The following is a 20,325-nucleotide window of genomic DNA, read 5'->3' as shown; positions in this document are numbered from 1 at the left end:
AAAACAATATGAAACACTCTCAAATTATCCCTGCCCTTGATCTTATCGATGGGCAAGTAGTTCGTCTGCATCAGGGCGATTATGCGAAACAGACGACTTATAGTGGTAACCCGATTACCCAATTTGCCGATTATCTTTCCCAAGGGGCGGAGCAGTTACATTTGGTCGATCTTACAGGGGCGAAAAATCCCGCTCAAAGACAGACCGCACTTATCGGCAAGATTATTCGTGAAACCCACTGCAAAATCCAAGTGGGCGGCGGTATCCGTACCGAGCAAGACGTGGCAGATTTGTTGGCGGTGGGGGCAAACCGTGTGGTGATTGGTTCGACTGCGGTGAAAGAGCGTGAAACGGTTAAAGGCTGGTTCAAAAAATACGGTGCAGAGAAATTTGTGCTGGCACTTGATGTGAACATTGATGCAATCGGTCAAAAAATCATTGCGATTAGCGGCTGGCAAGAGGCAAGTGGTGTGTCGCTCGAGGAGTTGATTGAAGATTATCAAACCGTGGGCTTGAAACACGTTTTATGCACCGATATTTCCCGAGACGGCACGCTGGCAGGTTCAAATGTGGATCTCTATCGAGAAATCTGTACCAAATACCCGGAGATTCAATTTCAGTCCTCAGGCGGTATCGGCTCGCTTGCGGATATTGCCGCCTTGAAAGGCACGGGCGTGGCGGGCGTGATTGTCGGTCGTGCATTGTTGGAAGGTAAATTTAATGTAGCGGAGGCAATCGAATGTTGGCAAAACGGATAATTCCTTGTTTAGATGTGCGTGACGGGCAAGTTGTGAAAGGCGTGCAGTTCCGCAATCACGAAATCATCGGCGACATTGTGCCACTCGCCCAGCGTTATGCCCAAGAGGGGGCGGATGAGTTGGTGTTTTACGATATTACCGCCTCAAGTGACGGCAGAACGGTGGATAAAAGCTGGGTGGAACGTGTGGCACAGGTGATTGATATTCCGTTCTGTGTGGCAGGCGGAATCAAAACCATTGCCGATGCGGAGCAGATTTTCGCTTTCGGAGCGGACAAAATCTCCATCAATTCCCCAGCCCTTGCCAACCCCGAGCTGATTACTCAACTGGCAGATCGCTTTGGTGTGCAGGCGGTAGTGGTTGGTATTGATAGCTGGTTTGAGGTAGAAACCGGCAAATATTGGGTCAATCAATATACCGGCGATGAAAAACGCACCCGCCAAACCGAATGGCAGTTGTTGGATTGGGTTGCGGAAGTGCAAAAGCGAGGAGCGGGCGAAATCGTGCTGAATATGATGAACCAAGACGGCGTACGCAACGGCTACGATTTAGTGCAACTGAAAAAAGTGCGTGAAGTTTGCAATGTGCCTTTGATTGCCTCAGGCGGCGCAGGCGAAATGGTGCATTTCCGTGATGCCTTTATTGAGGCAAATGTGGACGGTGCGTTGGCAGCAAGTGTGTTTCATAAACAGATTATCAATATTGGGGAGTTAAAGGAATATTTGGCGAAAGAGAATATTGAAGTTCGTAAATAATTACAGAGTGGTTACCAGCATCTAATAAATAACTTTCAACATTGGAGAATTTATGCAAAAAAGATTTTGGGGATATATGATTATGCTCTATGCAATATTAGGGGTTATTATATATATTTTCTCTCTATATTCATATTTATTATGATGTTGAAAATTATTTTCTTATTGAGGCTATTCTTATCTCTTATGGAATTTTACTTCCTATTACGATTCCACTCTATATTAAATCTTTGAGGAAATACCATAAGAATAAAGAAAAAGACGATAAAAAATTTTCCCCTGTAAGAAATTTGTTATGGGTTATGTTTTCTCCGTCCTTACTAACGATCTTTTTGTCAGCCCCTATTATCTATATTTATAACGATCTCTATGGTGAAGATATTCAATATCAAGCTACAGTTTATGAACGTTATAAAAGTTCAGGTAGGGGAAAACATTATCATGTCTATGTAAAATCTGAATATTTCGATGAAAATTTGGAATGCAGCGAACTTTATCATAATACTCAGACAAATTCTGAGATCTTAATTAAGAAACGAATTTCTACATTAGGTTCAGTTGTAAAATATGACGATATAGTCGTATTAAAGTATTAAGAAAATTTACATAAAGTTAAATTTTTAGCTTTAGTGAATGAATAAAATCTAGCAAACACTAACTAAAGGAAAAAATATGCAAAAGCCAGAATTGATCTCAAAAATAGATTGGCAGAAAGTTGATAATCTGCTCCCCGTTATCGTCCAAAACGCCCAAACCTGCGAAGTGCTGATGTTAGGCTATATGAACCAACAAGCCCTCGAAAAAACGCTGGCTGAAAAGCGAGTGACTTTTTACTCCCGTACCAAACAACGGCTATGGACGAAAGGCGAAACCTCGGGCAATTTCCTAAACGTGGTGGATATGAGTTTGGATTGCGATAACGACACCCTGTTAATCCTCGCTAATCCCATCGGCGAAACCTGCCACACAGGGGCGGAGAGCTGTTTTCATCAGTTTGAACAAGAACAGCCGGATTGGATCTTTTTCAGCAAATTAGAACGAATGATCGCAGAGCGTAAAAATGCCGATCCGGGAAGTTCTTATACAGCGAAACTTTACGCCAAAGGCACGCCAAAAATCGCTCAAAAAGTGGGGGAAGAGGCAGTAGAAAGTGTAATTGCGGCAATGAAAAATGATCGGGAAGAATTAGTTTCTGAAGTGGCAGATTTGGTGTATCATTTAACTGTGTTGCTGCACAATGCTGATTTATCTTGGGCAGCGGTCAATGCTAAACTAAAAGAACGCCACAAAGGGATTGGGTTACACCCAGAAGGTTCAAATAAGTAAAATGCAAGCGGTCAAATTTCATCATTTTTTTACAAATTGCAAAAAAGACAAGAAATTTGACCGCTTGTTTAGCTTAATTTAACCCTAACTTACTTAATTTTTCAGTCTCTTCCTTAAAGCCTTCAATCGCTGCTTTGTCGAAAAAATATTGTGTACCACAACATTCGCATTGCATATCGATCACGCCTTGTTTTTCCGCCAACATTTCTTCGATTTCTTCTGCGGGCACCAGTAATAATGCGGAGCCTGAACGCTCTCTTGAGCAGCCACATTTAAATTCGGTATCTTGTGGCGGGTAAACTTCTACTTTCTCTTCGTGGTAGAGGCGATAGAGCAATTCTTCTGCCTCTAAACCAAATAACTCTTCATCTTTTACGGTTTCAGTGAGCGTGGCTAGATGCTCGAAGTCATCTCTTGAGCCTGTGCCGTCCGGCATAATTTGTAGCAACATACCGCCTGCCACTGCTTTGCCTTCAAATTCGCCTGTGCGGATAACGAGGTGGGTTTGTAATTGCTCGGAGCGGGCGAAGTAATCTTCTAAGCATTCACGAATGGTTGGTTTATCGAGAGCAATCACCCCTTGATAACGTTCACCATCGGTCGGGATAATAGAAATCACTAATACACCATTGCCGATCATTTCCGCTAACGAGGCGGTGTCTGCAATATCTGCCTGAACACGGGCTAAGGCACGGAGTTGCTGCTGGTCGTTACCGTTCACAACCGCTAATTTTAACGGGCCGTCACCTTGAATCTGCACAGTGATGTTGCCGTTAAATTTCATTGTTGCAGTCAGCAAACTGGTTGCAACTAACATTTCGCCGAGTAAATTTTGTACCGCTTTAGGGTAGTGGTGGGTGTTTAAGGTTTCGGTAAAGGTGTTGTTTAAACGCACCCATTCGCCCCGTACCGCTCGGTCTTTGAATAAATAGCGGTAGAGTTTGTCATTGTCTTTGGTGTAATTCATTTTGATTCCTCGTTGCAAGCGGTCGATTATTACTCACAAAATTATTTCTAATTTTGTTCGCTCCTACGGAGCAGTTGGCAAAGCCAACGTTCAAAACGCAATGTGTTTTGTGGCTAAAAATGTGCAAATCGAACGCTGTAGGGGCAAATCAATATTCGCCCGAAATAATTATATAGGGGCGAAAAATGTTTCGCCCCTACTTAGGATATTCAATATAGGGATTATTTTTTCGATTGCAAGGGCTTAGTTAAATTCTTGCTCTTTGAATTTGATTAAATCCCGCCGTTCTTTTTTGTTTGGACGGCGATCAGGATGTGGCATTGAAAGAGCATTCGCTTTTCGGGCAAATGCCATTGCCTCACGGTGTTTAATACTTTTTTCGGTTTCGTTGTAGAGCAGTTGGGCTTCCGGAGCTCCTCGGCGTTGATCACTGAGGGCTAACACTTCCACCTCTTTTTCTTCGTTGCCTTGGCGAAGTTTAATGATTGCTCCGATTTCCACCGCTTTACTGACTTTGGCCCGCTGCCCGTTATAATGGACTTTGCCCCCTTCAATCATTGCTTTGGCAATCGAGCGGGTTTTATAAAAACGAGCCGCCCAAAGCCATTTATCTAGCCGAACTTCGACTTCGTTTTCCACTTTTTCGTGTCTATTTTTCATCATAATGAGTTTGGTGTTTTCTTGCATTGTCGATAACGAGCTTGGTGATCGTGCCTGAAAGCGGCAACATATAGTTTGCGGTTTCAACCACAAGCTCGGAGATAATAGTCGGTAAATCTTCTTTGCTAATAAGCGTTGGGTATTTTGTTTGATTCATCATTTCGCAATCACCGGTTACCGCATTAAATTTCACTAAGCTATTAAAGACCCCTTTTAACGGATTGGAGTAGCTGAAAAAATGAATCGGTACAAGGTATAACTTTGCTTCTTTAAAAGAGAGATGATCACGGATAATGCGTTCGGCTTTGATCTTCTCGCTTAATAAATGTAAAACAGAGTCGGTAATTAACCGCTCGGGGGATAACTTAAACTTCAGCACTTTATCGGTATTGACGTTGTTTTTATTGATTTTTGTGTGCGGAAATTTATTTTTACCTAAATACACCGTTGCAAGATTGTCATCAATATGACCACTGCCATTGCTGAGATAATGACGATAGTTTTTGGTGGTTTCGCAATGTTCTGTTACCTCAAACTGAATTTTACCGTTTTTTACCTCACAGCTTGAAAAGGCGTTACCATTGCTAAGCAGACGTACATTTTTTGAATGATGATTGAATACCTCACAGCTGTAGGTTTCATCGCATTCATATTTTAAGTGGCGTTCAACGTCAATAAACCAAAATGAATCGAAGGCACTTTCAAGATAAGTCACTTCAATCTCATCACTTTGATTATTGCGAATACGATTGAAGCTCCCTTTTACCAGCCCTTTAATGCCTTCTATCGATTTCATCTGAGCGATAATCGAATTCAGCTTTGTCGGAATCTGCATTTCAGCCAGTTTTTTATCATAGTTAGCCCGAAATTTATAAGTGATAAGTTCAGGCATCTCGGAAAATTCAGTTTTTGCGATATGGGCATCATCAATGACTAACGATGTTTCAGATGGATTGTAAGTCATCAGAAATCCTTTTTATGTTCTCTTAGTAACCGTATTAAGCGAACATTATCATATCAATATGTAAAAAAAGAGCAAACCGGATTTGATGAAATGTGGTATCTTTAGCATATTAGATAATGATAAAAAGGGAGATAAAATGACAAAACAACTTCCTGAAATTTTAAACATTGAAACGGTGGCGAAATCTCGCATTTTTGAGGTGCAAGCGGTCGATTTACGTTTTTCCAACGGCGAAGAGCGAACTTACGAACGGCTTACGCCAAATCGCCGTTCTTCGGTCATGGTGATTCCGATTCAAAACAACGAGCTGATTTTTGTGAAAGAATATGCAGTCGGGCCGGAGCGTTATGAATTGGGTTTTCCAAAAGGCATTGTTGATGCAGACGAAGAGCCGATTGAGAGTGCGAACCGTGAATTACAGGAAGAGATCGGTTTTGGGGCGAAAAAATTAGATTTTCTGCGGTCGCTTTACAGCTCGCCAAGTCACATGTACGGCTTAATGCACCTGTTTGTAGCACAAGATCTGTACCCATCAAAATTGGAGGGCGATGAGCCTGAACCGCTGGAAATTGTGCGTTATCCATTGGATAAAATTGATCAATTATTGGCAGATCCTGATTTTGCCGAAGCACGGAATTTGTCCGCTCTATTTATGCTACGAGAATACTTAAAAAAATAGGCAAGGAGCTATTATGCAAACGCTAACTCAACCACTACTCGATAATATTATCGCCATTGCCAAAGAAGCCGGTGAGCAGTTAAAACAGCTCTATGCTCGCTCGGTGGCAATTAAAATCAAAGCCGATTGCACACCGGTGACAGAAGCGGATCTGATTATCAGCCAATTTTTAACTGAACGCTTGAAACAGCTCACACCGAACATTCCTGTGCTATCGGAAGAGTTTTGCGATATTCCGTTTGCCGAACGCCAGCAATGGCAAGAATATTGGATTATCGACCCGATTGACGGCACACAACAGTTTATTAACCGCACCGGTCAATTTTCAGTGGTAATTGCGTTAGTGCAAAAACGTGAGGGCAGAAATCAGCCGGTGCTGGGAGTGATCCACGCCCCGGTCTTAAACAAAACCTATTTTAGTATGGAAGGGGGCGGTAGCTTTTTGCAAGAAAATGGAGAAATTCGACCGCTTGTCAAACCGAAACGTGCCGAAAATTCCCCGCTGATTGTCACCGTAGGCAGCGATTTGCACGCAGAACAAGCCAGAAAGGCAATTTCAGTCTCACAAATTGAATGTATAAAATATGGTTCGGGTAGCCTAAAAGCCGGTTTGGTGGCAGAAGGGAAAGCTGATTGCTATATTCGTTTTGGTGACACAGGCGAATGGGACACCGCCGTGGCGGAGGTATTGCTAAACGAAATGGGAGGAAAAATTTTTGATTTTCATTTTTCGCCGCTAACTTATAATCAGCGAGAAAGTTTGATTAATCCTTATTTTGTGATGGTGGCTGACGGCTCGACAGATTGGGATAAAATATTTTTATTCAAATAGGTAGTTCCGATTAGCAATTTTTATGATAATCTTGCACCCAACAAAATTTTAACAATTAGCAATACATAGGATAAATAAATGAATGCTGAAAATAGCTGTATCGTCATTTTTGGTGCTTCCGGTGACTTAACTTTTCGTAAATTAATTCCTGCTCTTTATAACTTATATAAGATTGGCAGATTAGGCGAGCATTTTTCTGTATTGGGTGTTTCTCGTTCAGAATTAACCGATGAATCCTTCCGCCAAAAAATGCGTGATGCGTTAGTCAAATTTGAAAAAGCAAGCGGTAAAGAATTAGATAAATTTTGCGAACATCTTTATTACCAAGCTGTAAATACCTCTGATGCAGTGGATTATGCCAAGTTGCTGCCTCGTCTTGATGAGCTACACGATAAATATCAAACAGCTGGTAACACGCTTTATTACCTCTCTACGCCACCAAGTTTATATGGCGTGATTCCGGAATGTTTAGCCGCTCACGGCTTAACTACCGAAGAGTTTGGCTGGAAACGGATTATTGTTGAAAAACCATTCGGCTACGATATCGAAACCGCCAAAAAATTAGACGTACAAATCCACAAATGCTTTGAAGAGCATCAAATCTACCGTATCGACCACTATTTAGGCAAAGAAACGGTACAAAACTTACTCGTTTTACGTTTTTCTAACGGCTTATTTGAACCGCTTTGGAACCGTAATTTTATTGATTATGTGGAAATTACCGGGGCAGAATCCATCGGCGTTGAAGATCGTGGCGGTTACTATGATGGCTCAGGGGCAATGCGTGATATGTTCCAAAACCACTTATTGCAAGTATTAGCCATGGTTGCAATGGAGCCACCGGCAATTATTAATGCTAATTCAATGCGTGATGAAGTTGCAAAAGTGCTATATTGCTTGCATCCGCTGTCAGAAGAAGACGTTAAACACAATGTGGTGTTAGGTCAGTATGCTCGTGGCACGGTGGACGGCAAAGAAGTGCCGGCTTACTTGGAAGAAAAAGGCGTGCCGGCTGATTCCAACACTGAAACCTTTATGGCGGTAAAATGTGAAATCGATAACTGGCGTTGGGCAGGTGTGCCGTTCTATGTGCGAACCGGTAAACGCTTACCAACCCGTGTGACGGAAATCGTAATTCATTTTAAAACTACACCACACCCGGTATTTAGCCAAAATGCCCCAGAGAATAAACTGATTATCCGTGTGCAACCGGACGAAGGCATTTCAATGCGTTTCGGCTTGAAAAAACCGGGAGCAGGCTTTGAGGCGAAAGAAGTCTCAATGGATTTCCGCTATTCCGATTTAAGTTCATCATCAAGCTTACTCACCGCTTATGAACGCTTACTATTAGACGCACTTAAAGGTGATGCAACCTTATTTGCCCGTACTGATGCTGTACACGCTTGTTGGAAATTTGTGCAACCGATTTTAGACTACAAAGCTAATCGTGGACGTGTTTATGAATATGAATCCGGCACTTGGGGGCCAACCGAGGCAGATAAATTAATCGCCAGACACGGCAAAGTATGGCGAAAACCGTCCGGTACAATGAAGAAGAAAGTGTAAATTTCAGTTCCCCTCTTTGAGCCACGAGGGGTTAGGGGAGATTTATTCGCTACGCTCACACTTCGTGCCATCAGCAAAGCTGATGTTCAAACGCAAGCGTTTGTGGCAGAAGTTATATACGCTCATACGAAATATTGAAATCGTAATCAAATCTCCCCCTCCCCTCTTTTCTAAAGAGGGATGATCTAACGAGGCAAATTATGAATAAAGTTATTTTCCCCACCGCCCAAGCTGCGGTAGAACAAATTGCTAAAGAGTTTATTGAATACAGCCGTCAAAACCGCCCGGTGCATATTTCTCTTTCCGGTGGTTCGACCCCCAAATTATTATTCAAAACCTTAGCTCAAGCACCATTTAATACCGAAATTCAATGGCAAAACTTGCATTTCTGGTGGGGTGATGATCGAATGGTTGCCCCAACCGATCCCGAAAGTAACTACGGCGAAGTGCAGAAATTACTGTTCGATCACATCGACATTCCAAGCGAAAATATTCACCGTATTCGTGGTGAAGAGAATGTAGAACAAGAACTTGCAAGATTTTCGGCAGAATTGACCGCTTGTGTGCCGAACTTGGCGTTTGATTGGATTATTTTAGGAATGGGAACAGACGGACATACCGCATCACTTTTCCCACATCAAACGGATTTTAATGATCAGAACGTTGCCGTAATTGCCAAACACCCAGAAACAGGGCAGATCCGCATTTCCAAAACAGCTTCTTTAATTGAAAAAGCCAAACGGATCACTTACTTGGTCACAGGTGCAAGCAAAGCGGAAATTCTAAAAGAAATCCAAACCACGCCCGCGGAAGCATTGCCATATCCTGCTGCTAAAATTAAAGCGAAAGATGGGATAACGGAGTGGTATTTGGATAGTGATTCTGCTGAATTACTTTAGTGTAAAGAAGTATATCAATAGGATTTACAATTAGGAAAATAAAAATGAAGAAGATATTTGAATTAATTCTAGGTTTGATACTGATAGCATTGATTATCTATTCTTTATATTATTTTATTTTCTTATGGATTCCAAATAATACGACAATAGCCATCCCATTAATAACGGCGACTATCGGTTTCATTGGCGTGATATACACTCAATACAACTCAAAATCTAGAGATATTAGAGAAAGTCATAGAATAGCGAAAATAGAAACATATAGAAGTTTTTTTGAGCTTATTAATTTATTTCAAAACAATCATAAGAGGAATATAGAAATTGATCCTAATGATGAGATGCTTCAGGATAAAATGCACAAATTAACTGAGAATTTTATCCTTTGGGCATCTGATGAAGTTATAAAAGCTTGGATTGATTTTAGAACAAGTACTGGATCAAATGATATAAATGATCCGTTTTTGGCATTAAAGAAAATAGATAATGTATATAAGGCTATTAGAAAAGATTTAGGACATGATGATAAGAAATTAAAACCTCTAGATTTGATTAGTATGAATTTGTCAGATCCAAATGAATTACAGAGGGACAGATAAATAAGCATGTTATCATTGGTATAATCTATGTTTAACCTTAACAATAAAATCTTTACTGCCGTGCAAAATAGTGAAGATGGCGAAGTGAATGACCAAACTCGCTTCTACTATTTTCAACAAGAGAAAATGATATGGGCGGACTATCAAGGTGGCGAGATTTTAAAAGGATTTTTAATTGGTAAATGGATTTCAGATTGTCAAATTGAGTTCACTTACCAACATTTAAATCAACAATTAGAAAACCGTCTTGGGCGATGTGTCACCACATTTACTTTAGAAAATGAAAAATTGCTTGGTCGAGAAATCTGGCAGTGGCTTGATACTTTAGAGGTCGGGCAATCACAAATTATTGAGGTAACAGAGTAGCATTTATGAAAACCCTCGGCATTTTAGGTGGAATGAGCCCAGAAAGTACGGTTTCTTATTATTTGAATATCAACCGTGCGGTAAATCAGGCGTTGGGTGGAAATGCCAGTGCGAAGATTTTAATGTCTAGCGTGAATTTTGAAGAAATCGTGCAGTGCCAAAAACAGGGAAATTGGCAAGGAGCGGCGGATATTCTAGCTGAACAAGCTCGTTTATTAGAGCAAGCTGGAGCTGACGGAATTTTGTTGGCAACGAACACAATGCACAAGGTGGCGAAGCAGATTACGGATAACATTTCCGTGCCGTTTTTGCATATTTTAGATTGCGTGGCGGCAGTTATTCAGGCAAAAGGCATTACGAAAGTCGCTTTGCTTGGCACACAATTTACAATGAGCGATAATTTTTACAAAGACGGTTTATTGGAGCGTGGTATCACGCCCATTGTTCCGAATGAAGAAACACAGCAAGAAATTCATCGGATTATTTTTGAAGAGCTCTGTTTAGGTAAGATTACTGAAAGTGCCAAAGCATTTTATCTTCAGACTATTCAACAGCTTCGTGAGCAAGGTGCAGAAGGTGTGATTTTAGGTTGTACCGAAATCGGGTTGCTGATTAACCAAAACGACAGCCCGTTACCGTTTTTCGATACAGCAGCATTACACAGCCAAATGGCGGTGGAGTTTATTTTAGGTCAATAAATTTACAAGCGGTCAAATTTGCAAAAAATGTTACCAATTCGACCGCTTGCATAGAATCAAAAACAATAGGAGCAAACAATGTCACAAAAAGGCGATATCGGCGTGATTGGACTCGCCGTAATGGGTCAAAATTTAATTTTGAATATGAACGACAACGGCTTTAAAGTGGTGGCGTACAACCGCACCACTTCAAAAGTGGACGAGTTCTTAGAAGGTGCAGCGAAAGGCACTAACATTATCGGTGCTTACTCGTTAGAAGATTTAGCAGCGAAGTTGGAAAAACCGCGTAAAGTGATGCTGATGGTGCGTGCCGGCGAGGTGGTGGATCAGTTTATTGATGCGTTACTGCCACATTTAGAAGAAGGTGACATCATCATTGATGGCGGTAACTCAAACTATCCTGACACCAACCGCCGTGTGAAAGCCTTAGCGGAAAAAGGCATTCGCTTTATCGGTTCAGGGGTGTCGGGCGGTGAAGAAGGTGCAAGACACGGACCTTCAATTATGCCGGGGGGTGATGAATCTGCGTGGCAATATGTGAAGCCGATTTTCCAAGCCATTTCAGCCAAAACAGAACAAGGTGAGCCTTGCTGTGACTGGGTTGGTCGTGACGGAGCAGGGCATTTTGTGAAAATGGTTCACAACGGCATCGAATATGGCGATATGCAGTTAATTTGTGAAGCCTACCAATTCTTAAAAGATGGTTTAGGTTTAAGCTATGATGAAATGCACGAAATCTTTAAAGAGTGGAAAAACACCGAATTAGACAGCTATTTGGTGGATATTACTACGGATATTTTGGCGTACAAAGACGAAGACGGCGAACCGCTGGTAGAGAAAATTCTCGACACTGCCGGTCAAAAAGGAACAGGTAAATGGACGGGGATCAACGCCCTTGATTTCGGGATTCCACTCACCTTGATTACTGAGTCAGTATTCGCCCGTTGCGTGTCTGCATTTAAAGACCAACGTATTGCGGCTTCAAGACTGTTTAACAAAGAAATCGGCAAAGTTGACGGCGACAAAAAAGTGTGGGTAGAAGCGGTTCGCCGTGCGTTACTTGCTTCTAAAATCATCTCTTATGCACAAGGCTTTATGCTGATTCGTGAGGCTTCTGAGCAATTCGGTTGGGACATCAACTACGGCAACACCGCCCTATTATGGCGTGAAGGTTGTATTATCCGCAGCCGCTTCTTAGGCAACATTCGTGATGCGTACGAAGCCAACCCATATTTGGTCTTCTTAGGCTCAGACCCATACTTCAAAGATATTTTGGAAAACTGCTTGGCAGATTGGCGTAAAGTGGTGGCGAAATCGGTAGAAATCGGTTTACCGGTACCTTGTATGGCATCAGCCATCACTTTCTTAGACGGCTACACCTCAGCACGTTTACCAGCAAACTTACTCCAAGCCCAACGTGACTACTTCGGTGCTCATACTTACGAGCGTACAGATAAGCCTCGTGGTGAATTCTTCCACACCAACTGGACAGGACGTGGCGGTAATACTGCATCGACCACTTATGATGTTTAACTAGACTTTAAAAACCACCCTATGAATTGGGTGGTTTTTCTTTATTTAAGGAGATAGAATGCTTACCGATCAAGATATTTTTAATCGCTACCAAACAAAAAAATCAGAATTTGAAAAACAAGCAGATATTTCCCTAGTTGGGCATTCCCTGTTTGATATGTGGGGCAATATGGAAAACGGCACACCAAATTTAGCCGGAAAAACCGTTGCTAATTTAGGCTTGTCAGGCACTAGCACTCGCCAATATTTAGATGTGATTACCCGACAGGGGCGAATTCAACACGTTGGCGATAATGTATTTATTTTTCTAGGCGTTAATGACATTGTGAAAGAGCCTGATTACTCACCAAAACAAGTTCTTGAGTGGATTGGAGAAATTGTGACTTCCCTTCGTAAAATTAACCCGAATGCTAAATTTTTTCTATTGGAAGCTACACCGGTTAATAATATTACCACCACTAATAATGCTGCAATAAAAGAGCTTAATGCGTATTTTGAGGCAAATATTCCGTCTGATTTAACTTATGTAAAAACGTGGGAATATTTTGCAGACGAAGAAGGGAATTTAGATCTAACTTTATGCCACGACGGGCTACATTTCACCCAAGCCGGCTATGATCGCCTAGAGGCGATTTTAACCAAACATTTATAATGAAAAGCTTCAATAGCAAGCGGTCTGAATTAGCAAAAAATTTCCAAATCCTGACCGCTTGTTAGTTAATTACAGTGCTTCAATCTCTTGATACTGCACCTGCAATTTCTCTAATCCACTCAGGTACTCTTGCATTTTTTCACGCTCTTTGGCGATGACTTGCTCTGGGGCTTTGGCGACAAAGGCTTCGTTTGAAAGTTTGCCTTCAATGCGAGCCACTTCACCTTTAAGTTTATCCATCTCTTTGGTGAGGCGAGCCAGCTCAGCTTCTTTGTTGATAAAGCCTGCCATTGGGATCAAGATCTCACCATTTGCGACCAGTTTCGCTACCGATAGCGGTGCATTTTCGCCATTTTCAAGCACTTTCACGCTATCCAGTTTTGCCATCGATTTGAGCAACACTTCGTTAGCATTGAGAATAGAGACTTCGTCCGCAGAGAAATTACGAGCGATTAAATCTAAGCCTTTGCTTGGGGCAATATTGCTTTCCGCACGAATGTTTCTAACTGCCACAATCACTTCTTTGATAAAGTTAATTTGATTTTCAGCGGTTTCATCAATCGCAAGCGGGTCAAATTGTGGGAATTTTTGCAACATAATGGTATCCGCTTTAATACCCACAAAGACTTTCACTTTCTGCCAGATTTCTTCGGTGATGAACGGCATTACCGGGTGGATTAAACGCAGGAGTTTTTCCAACACATTCACCAGTGTGCGGCTTGCACCACGGCGTTGTGCGTCTGTGCCTTTGAAGAAAATCGGCTTAGTCAGCTCTAAATACCAGTCGCAGAATTGATCCCAAGTAAATTCGTAGATCGCATTCGCCACCAAGTCGAAACGGTATTGGCTGAGTGCGGTGCGGAAAGTTTCCACCGTGCGGTTGAATTGGCTTTCAATCCAACGATCTGCAAGGCTAAATTCCATCTCGCCTTCGCTTAAATCCAACTTGTCGTTAGTCAGTACATAACGGCTGGCATTCCACAGTTTGTTGCAGAAGTTGCGGTAGCCTTCTAAACGTTTCATATCCCAGTTGATGTCACGACCGTTGCTGGCAAGGGCGGTGAGGGTGAAACGCAGAGCGTCTGTGCCGTGTGCCACAATACCTTCGGCAAACTCTTTGCGAGTTGCCTTGGCAATTTTTTCCGCCAGTTGCGGCTGCATCATATTACCGGTGCGTTTTTCGAGCAGCTCATCAAGGGAAATACCGTCAATCATATCAATCGGGTCTAACACATTGCCTTTCGATTTTGACATTTTCTGCCCTTGCTCATCACGGATCAAGCCCGTTACATACACGGTTTTAAACGGCACTTGCGGTTTACCGTTTTCATCTTTGATGAAGTGCATTGTGAACATAATCATACGAGCGACCCAGAAGAAGATGATGTCAAAACCGGTAATCAGCACATCGGTCGGGTGGAACATTTTCAGCTCTTTGGTGTTTTCAGGCCAACCAAGCGTTGAGAACGTCCATAAGCCTGATGAGAACCAAGTATCTAGCACATCTTCATCTTGTTTTAATGGTAAGTCCGCAGGTAAGTTGTGTTTTGTACGCACTTCTGCTTCATCTCGAGCGACATACACATTGCCTTGCTCGTCATACCACGCCGGAATGCGGTGTCCCCACCAAAGTTGGCGAGAGATACACCAGTCTTGAATATCACGCATCCAAGAGAAATACAGGTTTTCATACTGTTTCGGCACGAATTGGATTTCGCCGTCTTCCACCGCTTTGGTTGCCACTTCCGCCAAAGGTTTGACAGACACATACCATTGGTCGGTCAGCATTGGCTCAATCGGCACGCCACCACGGTCGCCATACGGCACTTTTAAGTCGTGCGGTTTGATTTGATCTAACAGACCAAGAGCTTCAAAATCCGCCACAATTTTCTTACGAGCGGCAAAACGCTCTAAGCCTTGATAGTCGGCAGGAATTGGCGCAGCATAGTCGGCAAGTGGTTTGCCGTCTGTGCCGATAATTTCCGCTTCTGCACGAATATCGGCATTTAAGGTCATCACATTCACCATCGGCAAGCCGTGGCGTTTGCCCACTTCGTAGTCGTTGAAATCGTGGGCAGGGGTGATTTTTACCACACCCGTACCGAACTCACGATCCACATACTCATCGGCAATAATCGGGATTTCACGGTTGGCAAGCGGTAGGATTACGCTCTTACCAATCAAGGCTTGATAACGCTCATCTTCAGGGTGAACCGCCACCGCAGTATCGCCCAACATCGTTTCAGGACGGGTTGTTGCTACTACTAAGTAATCCAAGCCGTCTGCGGTTTTCGCACCGTTGGCGAGTGGATAGCGGAAATGCCACAGAGAGCCTTTGCTCTCTTTGTTTTCCACTTCCAAATCAGAAATCGCAGTATGCAGTTTCGGATCCCAGTTTACAAGGCGTTTGCCACGGTAAATCAAGCCCTCTTCGTGTAAGCGAACGAACACCTCTTTCACTGCATTCGACAAGCCTTCGTCCATTGTAAAACGCTCACGATCCCAGTCAATCGAGTTGCCTAAGCGGCGCATTTGCTGGCTGATTGTGCCGCCTGAATAGGCTTTCCAATCCCAGATTTTGTTGATAAAGGCTTCACGTCCATAATCGTGGCGGGTTTTGCCTTCTTCCGCAGCGATTTTACGCTCTACCACCATTTGAGTGGCAATCCCCGCGTGGTCAGTCCCCGACTGCCACAGAGTGTTATGCCCCTCCATACGGTGAAAGCGGATCAGCGTATCCATCAAGGTCTGCTGGAAAGCGTGCCCCATATGCAAACTCCCCGTCACATTCGGCGGCGGAATAGCGATACAGTAGCTCGGTGCATTAATATCTTCGCTCGGCTTAAAATAGCCTTGCGATTCCCAGTGTTGGTAGAGCGCTTGCTCTACGGCGGAAGGGTTAAAACGGTCTTCCATTGTGAATTGTTTGGTCATTGGGTTTGTTTTCTCTTATTTGAAAAATTTACATTTGTGTTTACTTAATTTCTTAAATGATTTATTAGGATTTGTTTTTAAATTTTTTCCAATAAAATCTAACTTAGTTAGTATTTCTGAAAAATCTTTCTTATGATTTGATACTTCATATATTAAAAAAGCAGGCAATGATATATACCAAGCTCCATGTATGAATTTTATGTTAAAAGAATAATCATTACTTGATGAAACCATCATTGATATAATTGCCTGCATGAATATAGATATACCAATTATAGCAATAAAATCATTATTTTTAGTTTTATCTCTTGTGGAAAATAATATTATCATAATAGGTATAGAAATTATGCTTGAGAAATATAAAATAGCTTCTTTATATATTTGTTCACAAGCCAATAAATTATTTAACACAAGGAACTGTGAAACCAATAATAGAAATACAATAATAAATCCTAATATTTTTCCCTTTTCAACATGCTTAAAAAGTTTACAAAGAGAGATTCCAACGAAAAAAATCACAATCACTAGAAATACAGAAATTGTGGTGATCGGTAGATATTTCCAAGATAACATTAAATTAATATTTTCTTTCATATTATACACATTTTCCCTATTTAATATGTAGTAAGCTCATCAATGAATTAGTGTACAGCTATTTCGGAACTCGATAAGAAATAAATACCATTATTTTGCACTTTACAAATGGCTTATTTTAGGTAATTTTTTTGCAAAATTTTTCTTAAATCCAACCGTTTTGTCACCCCACACGAGCCGTGTGGGGTTAAACATAGCCGAGCCACTTTGTGGCTCTTGCAAGTTAATTCCCTTTTTGGACTAAAAGATCAATTCTTTGACGAATTGCTTTCATTCGTTGCATAAATAATTTATCGGAAACCGTGCCAAATAAAATATCATGTGTTGCCATAAAGCGGATTTCAGCGATGTTATCTTCTCTTTCCGATCTGAATGTTAAAACGATCAAGGGATCATTTTCACCTTGTCTGGCGTGATAAATGCCTAGATAGTATGGCACTGCTCCTTGTGTAAGACTGCTATCTTTTGCTCTGCCAAAAACTCGATCTGTATTTTCTCGATAAATTTCAACAAACTTTTGTTCAGACCACATATCAATCAGTTCAAGAATATTTTGTGAATGGCATAAAATATCCTCATCACTAAATCCTAACTCTTTGCTAATTTCAACAAAAAGCTCGTGAACCTTAGCTTCGGTGATAACTATTTTTTCGACTGTCATTATGATATTCCTTTAATTTTTCCTGAATTAAAGATTTAAAATTGCCTTGTTTTTCTTTCAAGGTTTTTCCTTGAATATCTAAATAACCAAGATTATTCGTTTTATCAATAATTTCTTTAATATATTCGGCATTAACTGGTTTTGTCATCACAAATCCCTCCGATTTAAAGTTTTACCTAAATTTAACCGCTTGTCACCCCACACGAGCCGTGTGGGGTGACGCATAGCCGAGCCACTTTGTGGCTATAAGTGATAGCTCCAAAGACGCTGGATTATAGAGCCTAGCACGGCTCGTGCTAGGTGAGCTTAAACCCTAATCCTACCAATTCATCACGCAAATTTTCACACCAACTGACTAAATTATTCGCAATTTGCGTGATTTGTTTATTCTCAATATGAAAAACCACTTCGGGTATTTCAGCAGAGTTGTCGTAAATTAAGACTTCATCGCAAAATGAAAGTGCGGTAATTAAATTTTTTCGGCTCATTTTAAACCGTTGGCGGATTGTTTGTTCATCAATAAAATGTCCGCCCGCTTTTACTCTGGCTTTAACACGATCTAAGTTAATAGAAACTTTATCTACACCGATATAATTTAACCGAGTATAAAAACCTTTTTCTTTTGCCTGTTTCATTCGGTTTAATATAGATTTTCCCGAAAGGGTAGATTCCATTGAAAAAGAAATCTGATTTTTAAGTGCAAATTGAAATAATTCAACCGCTTTTCTACCTGCTTCTAAATCAGCTAACCGTGGATTTTGTGGGTTGATTTCCATTGCAATATGATCGGAGTCAATCACAATCTGCACTGTATCTTGATTAAATCCACGCAAAGTCGTTTTTCCTGCGCCGTTTGTACCACAATAGAAAATCGCTAAATTATTTTGCATATTCAATGATTTCTTCGTGTCCGTCTGGATAATGGCGAACAATATTCCCATTCGGTCGCATAAACGTCAGCACTTCACGTTTTTTCTTATCGTCCATCCACGCTTTAAATTGAAGTTGTAATTGGCGTTGATGTTCTTTTATTTGTTCTATTTTGGTCATTTTATTTCTCCAAAATCGCCAAATATCGTTCTAATTCTGTAATTTCATATTGGCTAATCAACTCAACTAAACTGCTTATATCTTGCTGATTTTTATGGAAATCATCAAAACATTGGTAATATTGGGCTCGATTGGTAAATTTAATATCAATCGGTAAATAGCCCTGTTTTAATAATTCAAAATTAATCAGTAATCGCCCTGTTCGTCCGTTGCCATCAATAAATGGGTGAATACTTTCAAAGGCTAAATGTAACCAGCTAATTGCTTCAATCGGGTGAAGTGCGGTCAGTTTTTGTTGATATTTTTCAATCAACGACTGTATTTCTTCGGCAATTAAATAAGGAGCTGTCGGTTCATTTTCTGCCCCTAAAATCCGCACCGGAATTTTGCGATAAATCCCACGGCTTTCTGCACTGCTCATTAACACTAGCGAATGAATATCTTTAATCGCTCGTTCGCTTAATGGTTCTTTATTGGCGACTAATTCATAAATATAGTTAAACGCATCTTTAAAACCGATAATATCTAAATGCTCTCGAATCGGCTTTTCGGCAATCGTCATTCCCTCTTTTAAAATGAGCACGGTTTCACGCAAAGTAATGGTATTGCCTTCAATTGCATTGGAATTATAACTGCTTTCAATTATAAACTCTTCCCGCAGTCGTTGAACTTCGCTTTCAGATAATGGACGGCGTTGTAAAAGTGCCGTTTTTAATTGCTCGATTTTAGCTAATTTATTCATTCTAACACCATATCCAAATGCGGTATCCCATCTTCCAAATACACCGCTGAAACCGTTTTAAAACCAAAGCTTTCATAGAACGCTTGCAGGTAACTTTGGGCTTGGGCGTGAATGGGTTGAGTGGGGAAATTCTCAGCGCAATAATCTATCGCTTTTTGTACTAATTCCCTTGCTAAGCCTGAACCACGATTTTCTTTCGTCACCAGCACTCTACCTATATGTACACCGTCATCAGCTGGAATTAAACGGCAGTAAGCGGTCAGATTTTCTGCATTTTTTGCAAAGAAATGTACCGCTTGTAAGTCTTTGTTATCCACTTCTTGGTAAGCACAATTTTGTTCAACCACAAATACCGCTGTGCGGGCGTAGTAAATCTCAAACAGATCTTGGGTAGAGAGTTCGTCAAAGCATTTTGCGTACCAAGAGAGGTTTTTTAGCATTGTATCGTTTCCAGTTGCCAACCGAGTTGGCGGTATTGTTTATAGCGTTCCCGAGCCTGTGCTTTGGCAGTTTCTTCCACCGGCACGAAATCAATAATCTGGGTAAAACTGCCGATAAATTCAGGGAGTTCGGTTTGGAGCGAAATCAATAAATCCCGACGTTGGGCGTTGCGTTGGCCTTTCCACGCAATCTCGATAGGCGTTGGGTAAGTGGTGATTTCTCCCGATAAATTGTGTGGCACGAACGAATCCGGATCTCTTGCCCAAAGGGCTTCATCGATATTGTGTGCCTGTTGCTCGGTTTCGCACACAATCAGTACCCGTTTACCTAATCGCCACGCTTGAGCCGCAAGTTCGCAGGCTTGCATTTCAGCGGCGGAAAGCTCGACTGAGTCAGCTTGGCTTAATAGATAAAATTGTACTTGTTTCACAGAATGTTCCCAGAAATTCAATCAGATATTTAAACTTAATATTCTAGCTGAAAATGAGTAAAATATAAAATCTAAGCGTTTGTTTTTGCAAAAAATTGAGGAAAAATGACCACTTGTGTTGCGTTGCCTTGAGGAACTAATTAGCTTTTAGACGTTCTAAGAGAACAATGCACTATTTCAATAGTTGGAAATTGTGTAGAATACCCACTTCATTTAGCTATT

The 20,325-nt window shown here is 41.3% G+C and carries 24 protein-coding genes; 12 read left to right on the top strand and 12 right to left on the bottom strand.

Annotated features, from left to right (window positions below; translation table 11 throughout):
• Window positions 1–8: 8 nt before the first annotated feature.
• The 3 genes from hisA (at window position 9) to hisIE (ending at window position 2,839) form a co-directional block, all read left to right on the top strand.
• Window positions 9–758, top strand: a complete 750-nt coding sequence (gene hisA, locus ACJ7Z2_RS00615) for a 1-(5-phosphoribosyl)-5-[(5-phosphoribosylamino)methylideneamino]imidazole-4-carboxamide isomerase (protein ID WP_409500452.1) — start codon at window positions 9–11, stop codon at window positions 756–758.
• Window positions 740–1,513 carry an imidazole glycerol phosphate synthase subunit HisF gene (hisF, locus tag ACJ7Z2_RS00610; RefSeq protein WP_154703402.1) on the top strand — a complete coding sequence of 258 codons (774 nt, stop codon included), beginning with the start codon at window positions 740–742 and terminating at the stop codon, window positions 1,511–1,513. Before hisA ends, hisF begins: the two co-directional genes overlap by 19 nt.
• Window positions 1,514–2,185: 672 nt before the next feature.
• On the top strand, window positions 2,186–2,839 hold the full coding sequence (gene hisIE, locus ACJ7Z2_RS00605) for a bifunctional phosphoribosyl-AMP cyclohydrolase/phosphoribosyl-ATP diphosphatase HisIE (RefSeq protein ID WP_409500451.1): 654 nt from the start codon (window positions 2,186–2,188) through the stop codon (window positions 2,837–2,839).
• 73 nt (window positions 2,840–2,912) lie between these two features.
• On the opposite strand, the gene hslO is transcribed toward hisIE, so the two are convergent.
• The 3 genes from hslO to ACJ7Z2_RS00590 all read right to left on the bottom strand — a co-directional run bounded on the left by hslO (window position 2,913) and on the right by ACJ7Z2_RS00590 (window position 5,430).
• The gene (gene hslO / locus ACJ7Z2_RS00600) at window positions 2,913–3,806 is read right to left on the bottom strand and encodes an Hsp33 family molecular chaperone HslO (protein WP_409500450.1); all 894 of its coding nucleotides are present in this window, start codon (window positions 3,804–3,806) and stop codon (window positions 2,913–2,915) included.
• Window positions 3,807–4,049: 243 nt separating this feature from the next.
• Entirely contained in the window at window positions 4,050–4,466 is a 417-nt protein-coding gene (hslR, locus tag ACJ7Z2_RS00595) for a ribosome-associated heat shock protein Hsp15 (RefSeq protein ID WP_409501090.1), read from the bottom strand.
• The gene (locus tag ACJ7Z2_RS00590) at window positions 4,456–5,430 is read right to left on the bottom strand and encodes a hypothetical protein (RefSeq protein WP_409500449.1); all 975 of its coding nucleotides are present in this window, start codon (window positions 5,428–5,430) and stop codon (window positions 4,456–4,458) included. Before ACJ7Z2_RS00590 ends, hslR begins: the two co-directional genes overlap by 11 nt.
• A 136-nt stretch (window positions 5,431–5,566) precedes the next feature.
• On the opposite strand from ACJ7Z2_RS00590, the gene nudE reads away from it, so the two are divergent.
• The 9 genes from nudE to ACJ7Z2_RS00545 all read left to right on the top strand — a co-directional run bounded on the left by nudE (window position 5,567) and on the right by ACJ7Z2_RS00545 (window position 13,251).
• Window positions 5,567–6,109, top strand: coding sequence for an ADP compounds hydrolase NudE (gene nudE, locus ACJ7Z2_RS00585; protein WP_409500448.1), 543 nt, complete (start codon window positions 5,567–5,569; stop codon window positions 6,107–6,109).
• Window positions 6,110–6,122: 13 nt separating this feature from the next.
• Window positions 6,123–6,941: a 3'(2'),5'-bisphosphate nucleotidase CysQ gene (gene cysQ, locus ACJ7Z2_RS00580; protein ID WP_409500447.1), complete on the top strand. Its 819-nt coding sequence runs from the start codon at window positions 6,123–6,125 to the stop codon at window positions 6,939–6,941.
• A gap of 78 nt (window positions 6,942–7,019) precedes the next feature.
• On the top strand, window positions 7,020–8,507 hold the full coding sequence (zwf, locus tag ACJ7Z2_RS00575) for a glucose-6-phosphate dehydrogenase (RefSeq protein ID WP_409500446.1): 1,488 nt from the start codon (window positions 7,020–7,022) through the stop codon (window positions 8,505–8,507).
• 200 nt (window positions 8,508–8,707) lie between these two features.
• Entirely contained in the window at window positions 8,708–9,406 is a 699-nt protein-coding gene (gene pgl, locus ACJ7Z2_RS00570) for a 6-phosphogluconolactonase (protein ID WP_409500445.1), read from the top strand.
• A gap of 44 nt (window positions 9,407–9,450) precedes the next feature.
• Complete coding sequence (locus ACJ7Z2_RS00565) at window positions 9,451–10,002, top strand: hypothetical protein (RefSeq protein ID WP_126301099.1); 552 nt, start codon at window positions 9,451–9,453, stop codon at window positions 10,000–10,002.
• Window positions 10,003–10,029: 27 nt separating this feature from the next.
• Window positions 10,030–10,368 (top strand): n-acetylglutamate synthase, encoded by a 339-nt coding sequence (locus tag ACJ7Z2_RS00560; protein ID WP_126301098.1) that lies wholly within the window; start codon window positions 10,030–10,032, stop codon window positions 10,366–10,368.
• A gap of 5 nt (window positions 10,369–10,373) precedes the next feature.
• Window positions 10,374–11,066, top strand: a complete 693-nt coding sequence (locus ACJ7Z2_RS00555) for an aspartate/glutamate racemase family protein (protein ID WP_409500444.1) — start codon at window positions 10,374–10,376, stop codon at window positions 11,064–11,066.
• Between the two features lie 78 nt (window positions 11,067–11,144).
• Window positions 11,145–12,599 carry a decarboxylating NADP(+)-dependent phosphogluconate dehydrogenase gene (gene gnd / locus ACJ7Z2_RS00550; RefSeq protein WP_409500443.1) on the top strand — a complete coding sequence of 485 codons (1,455 nt, stop codon included), beginning with the start codon at window positions 11,145–11,147 and terminating at the stop codon, window positions 12,597–12,599.
• 58 nt (window positions 12,600–12,657) lie between these two features.
• Complete coding sequence (locus ACJ7Z2_RS00545) at window positions 12,658–13,251, top strand: SGNH/GDSL hydrolase family protein (protein ID WP_409500442.1); 594 nt, start codon at window positions 12,658–12,660, stop codon at window positions 13,249–13,251.
• Window positions 13,252–13,320: 69 nt separating this feature from the next.
• Here ACJ7Z2_RS00545 and ACJ7Z2_RS00540 read toward each other — a convergent pair whose 3' ends face one another.
• The 9 genes from ACJ7Z2_RS00540 to ACJ7Z2_RS00500 all read right to left on the bottom strand — a co-directional run bounded on the left by ACJ7Z2_RS00540 (window position 13,321) and on the right by ACJ7Z2_RS00500 (window position 20,103).
• The gene (locus tag ACJ7Z2_RS00540) at window positions 13,321–16,185 is read right to left on the bottom strand and encodes a valine--tRNA ligase (protein ID WP_409500441.1); all 2,865 of its coding nucleotides are present in this window, start codon (window positions 16,183–16,185) and stop codon (window positions 13,321–13,323) included.
• A gap of 15 nt (window positions 16,186–16,200) precedes the next feature.
• The gene (locus ACJ7Z2_RS00535; protein ID WP_409500440.1) at window positions 16,201–16,779 is read right to left on the bottom strand and encodes a hypothetical protein; all 579 of its coding nucleotides are present in this window, start codon (window positions 16,777–16,779) and stop codon (window positions 16,201–16,203) included.
• Between the two features lie 223 nt (window positions 16,780–17,002).
• A complete protein-coding gene (locus ACJ7Z2_RS00530; RefSeq protein ID WP_409500439.1) occupies window positions 17,003–17,440 on the bottom strand; it encodes a hypothetical protein in 438 nt (145 codons plus the stop codon).
• Complete coding sequence (locus ACJ7Z2_RS00525; RefSeq protein ID WP_409500438.1) at window positions 17,406–17,588, bottom strand: hypothetical protein; 183 nt, start codon at window positions 17,586–17,588, stop codon at window positions 17,406–17,408. The genes ACJ7Z2_RS00530 and ACJ7Z2_RS00525 overlap by 35 nt, the downstream gene beginning before the upstream one ends.
• A gap of 148 nt (window positions 17,589–17,736) precedes the next feature.
• Window positions 17,737–18,330 (bottom strand): zeta toxin family protein, encoded by a 594-nt coding sequence (locus tag ACJ7Z2_RS00520; RefSeq protein ID WP_409500437.1) that lies wholly within the window; start codon window positions 18,328–18,330, stop codon window positions 17,737–17,739.
• The gene (locus ACJ7Z2_RS00515; protein ID WP_409500436.1) at window positions 18,320–18,490 is read right to left on the bottom strand and encodes a hypothetical protein; all 171 of its coding nucleotides are present in this window, start codon (window positions 18,488–18,490) and stop codon (window positions 18,320–18,322) included. The genes ACJ7Z2_RS00520 and ACJ7Z2_RS00515 overlap by 11 nt, the downstream gene beginning before the upstream one ends.
• A gap of 1 nt (window position 18,491) precedes the next feature.
• Window positions 18,492–19,232, bottom strand: coding sequence for a Fic family protein (locus ACJ7Z2_RS00510; RefSeq protein WP_409500435.1), 741 nt, complete (start codon window positions 19,230–19,232; stop codon window positions 18,492–18,494).
• Window positions 19,229–19,672, bottom strand: coding sequence for a GNAT family N-acetyltransferase (locus tag ACJ7Z2_RS00505; RefSeq protein WP_409500434.1), 444 nt, complete (start codon window positions 19,670–19,672; stop codon window positions 19,229–19,231). Before ACJ7Z2_RS00505 ends, ACJ7Z2_RS00510 begins: the two co-directional genes overlap by 4 nt.
• The gene (locus ACJ7Z2_RS00500) at window positions 19,666–20,103 is read right to left on the bottom strand and encodes a DNA polymerase III subunit chi (RefSeq protein ID WP_409500433.1); all 438 of its coding nucleotides are present in this window, start codon (window positions 20,101–20,103) and stop codon (window positions 19,666–19,668) included. The genes ACJ7Z2_RS00505 and ACJ7Z2_RS00500 overlap by 7 nt, the downstream gene beginning before the upstream one ends.
• Window positions 20,104–20,325: the final 222 nt, after the last annotated feature.

Origin of the sequence: Mannheimia glucosida (assembly GCF_046267875.1) — a bacterium.
Taxonomy (GTDB): domain Bacteria; phylum Pseudomonadota; class Gammaproteobacteria; order Enterobacterales; family Pasteurellaceae; genus Mannheimia; species Mannheimia glucosida.
The sequence above is the reverse complement of the archived record's forward strand: the minus strand, read 5'-3'. Positions and strand labels throughout refer to the sequence as shown.

Coding starts and splice junctions, on each gene's coding strand:
- hisA (WP_409500452.1), top strand. CDS start 9: ATGAAACACTCTCAAATTATCCCTGCCCTTGATCTTATCGATGGGCAA.
- hisF (WP_154703402.1), top strand. CDS start 740: ATGTTGGCAAAACGGATAATTCCTTGTTTAGATGTGCGTGACGGGCAA.
- hisIE (WP_409500451.1), top strand. CDS start 2,186: ATGCAAAAGCCAGAATTGATCTCAAAAATAGATTGGCAGAAAGTTGAT.
- hslO (WP_409500450.1), bottom strand. CDS start 3,806: ATGAATTACACCAAAGACAATGACAAACTCTACCGCTATTTATTCAAA.
- hslR (WP_409501090.1), bottom strand. CDS start 4,466: ATGAAAAATAGACACGAAAAAGTGGAAAACGAAGTCGAAGTTCGGCTA.
- ACJ7Z2_RS00590 (WP_409500449.1), bottom strand. CDS start 5,430: ATGACTTACAATCCATCTGAAACATCGTTAGTCATTGATGATGCCCAT.
- nudE (WP_409500448.1), top strand. CDS start 5,567: ATGACAAAACAACTTCCTGAAATTTTAAACATTGAAACGGTGGCGAAA.
- cysQ (WP_409500447.1), top strand. CDS start 6,123: ATGCAAACGCTAACTCAACCACTACTCGATAATATTATCGCCATTGCC.
- zwf (WP_409500446.1), top strand. CDS start 7,020: ATGAATGCTGAAAATAGCTGTATCGTCATTTTTGGTGCTTCCGGTGAC.
- pgl (WP_409500445.1), top strand. CDS start 8,708: ATGAATAAAGTTATTTTCCCCACCGCCCAAGCTGCGGTAGAACAAATT.
- ACJ7Z2_RS00565 (WP_126301099.1), top strand. CDS start 9,451: ATGAAGAAGATATTTGAATTAATTCTAGGTTTGATACTGATAGCATTG.
- ACJ7Z2_RS00560 (WP_126301098.1), top strand. CDS start 10,030: ATGTTTAACCTTAACAATAAAATCTTTACTGCCGTGCAAAATAGTGAA.
- ACJ7Z2_RS00555 (WP_409500444.1), top strand. CDS start 10,374: ATGAAAACCCTCGGCATTTTAGGTGGAATGAGCCCAGAAAGTACGGTT.
- gnd (WP_409500443.1), top strand. CDS start 11,145: ATGTCACAAAAAGGCGATATCGGCGTGATTGGACTCGCCGTAATGGGT.
- ACJ7Z2_RS00545 (WP_409500442.1), top strand. CDS start 12,658: ATGCTTACCGATCAAGATATTTTTAATCGCTACCAAACAAAAAAATCA.
- ACJ7Z2_RS00540 (WP_409500441.1), bottom strand. CDS start 16,185: ATGACCAAACAATTCACAATGGAAGACCGTTTTAACCCTTCCGCCGTA.
- ACJ7Z2_RS00535 (WP_409500440.1), bottom strand. CDS start 16,779: ATGAAAGAAAATATTAATTTAATGTTATCTTGGAAATATCTACCGATC.
- ACJ7Z2_RS00530 (WP_409500439.1), bottom strand. CDS start 17,440: ATGACAGTCGAAAAAATAGTTATCACCGAAGCTAAGGTTCACGAGCTT.
- ACJ7Z2_RS00525 (WP_409500438.1), bottom strand. CDS start 17,588: ATGACAAAACCAGTTAATGCCGAATATATTAAAGAAATTATTGATAAA.
- ACJ7Z2_RS00520 (WP_409500437.1), bottom strand. CDS start 18,330: ATGCAAAATAATTTAGCGATTTTCTATTGTGGTACAAACGGCGCAGGA.
- ACJ7Z2_RS00515 (WP_409500436.1), bottom strand. CDS start 18,490: ATGACCAAAATAGAACAAATAAAAGAACATCAACGCCAATTACAACTT.
- ACJ7Z2_RS00510 (WP_409500435.1), bottom strand. CDS start 19,232: ATGAATAAATTAGCTAAAATCGAGCAATTAAAAACGGCACTTTTACAA.
- ACJ7Z2_RS00505 (WP_409500434.1), bottom strand. CDS start 19,672: ATGCTAAAAAACCTCTCTTGGTACGCAAAATGCTTTGACGAACTCTCT.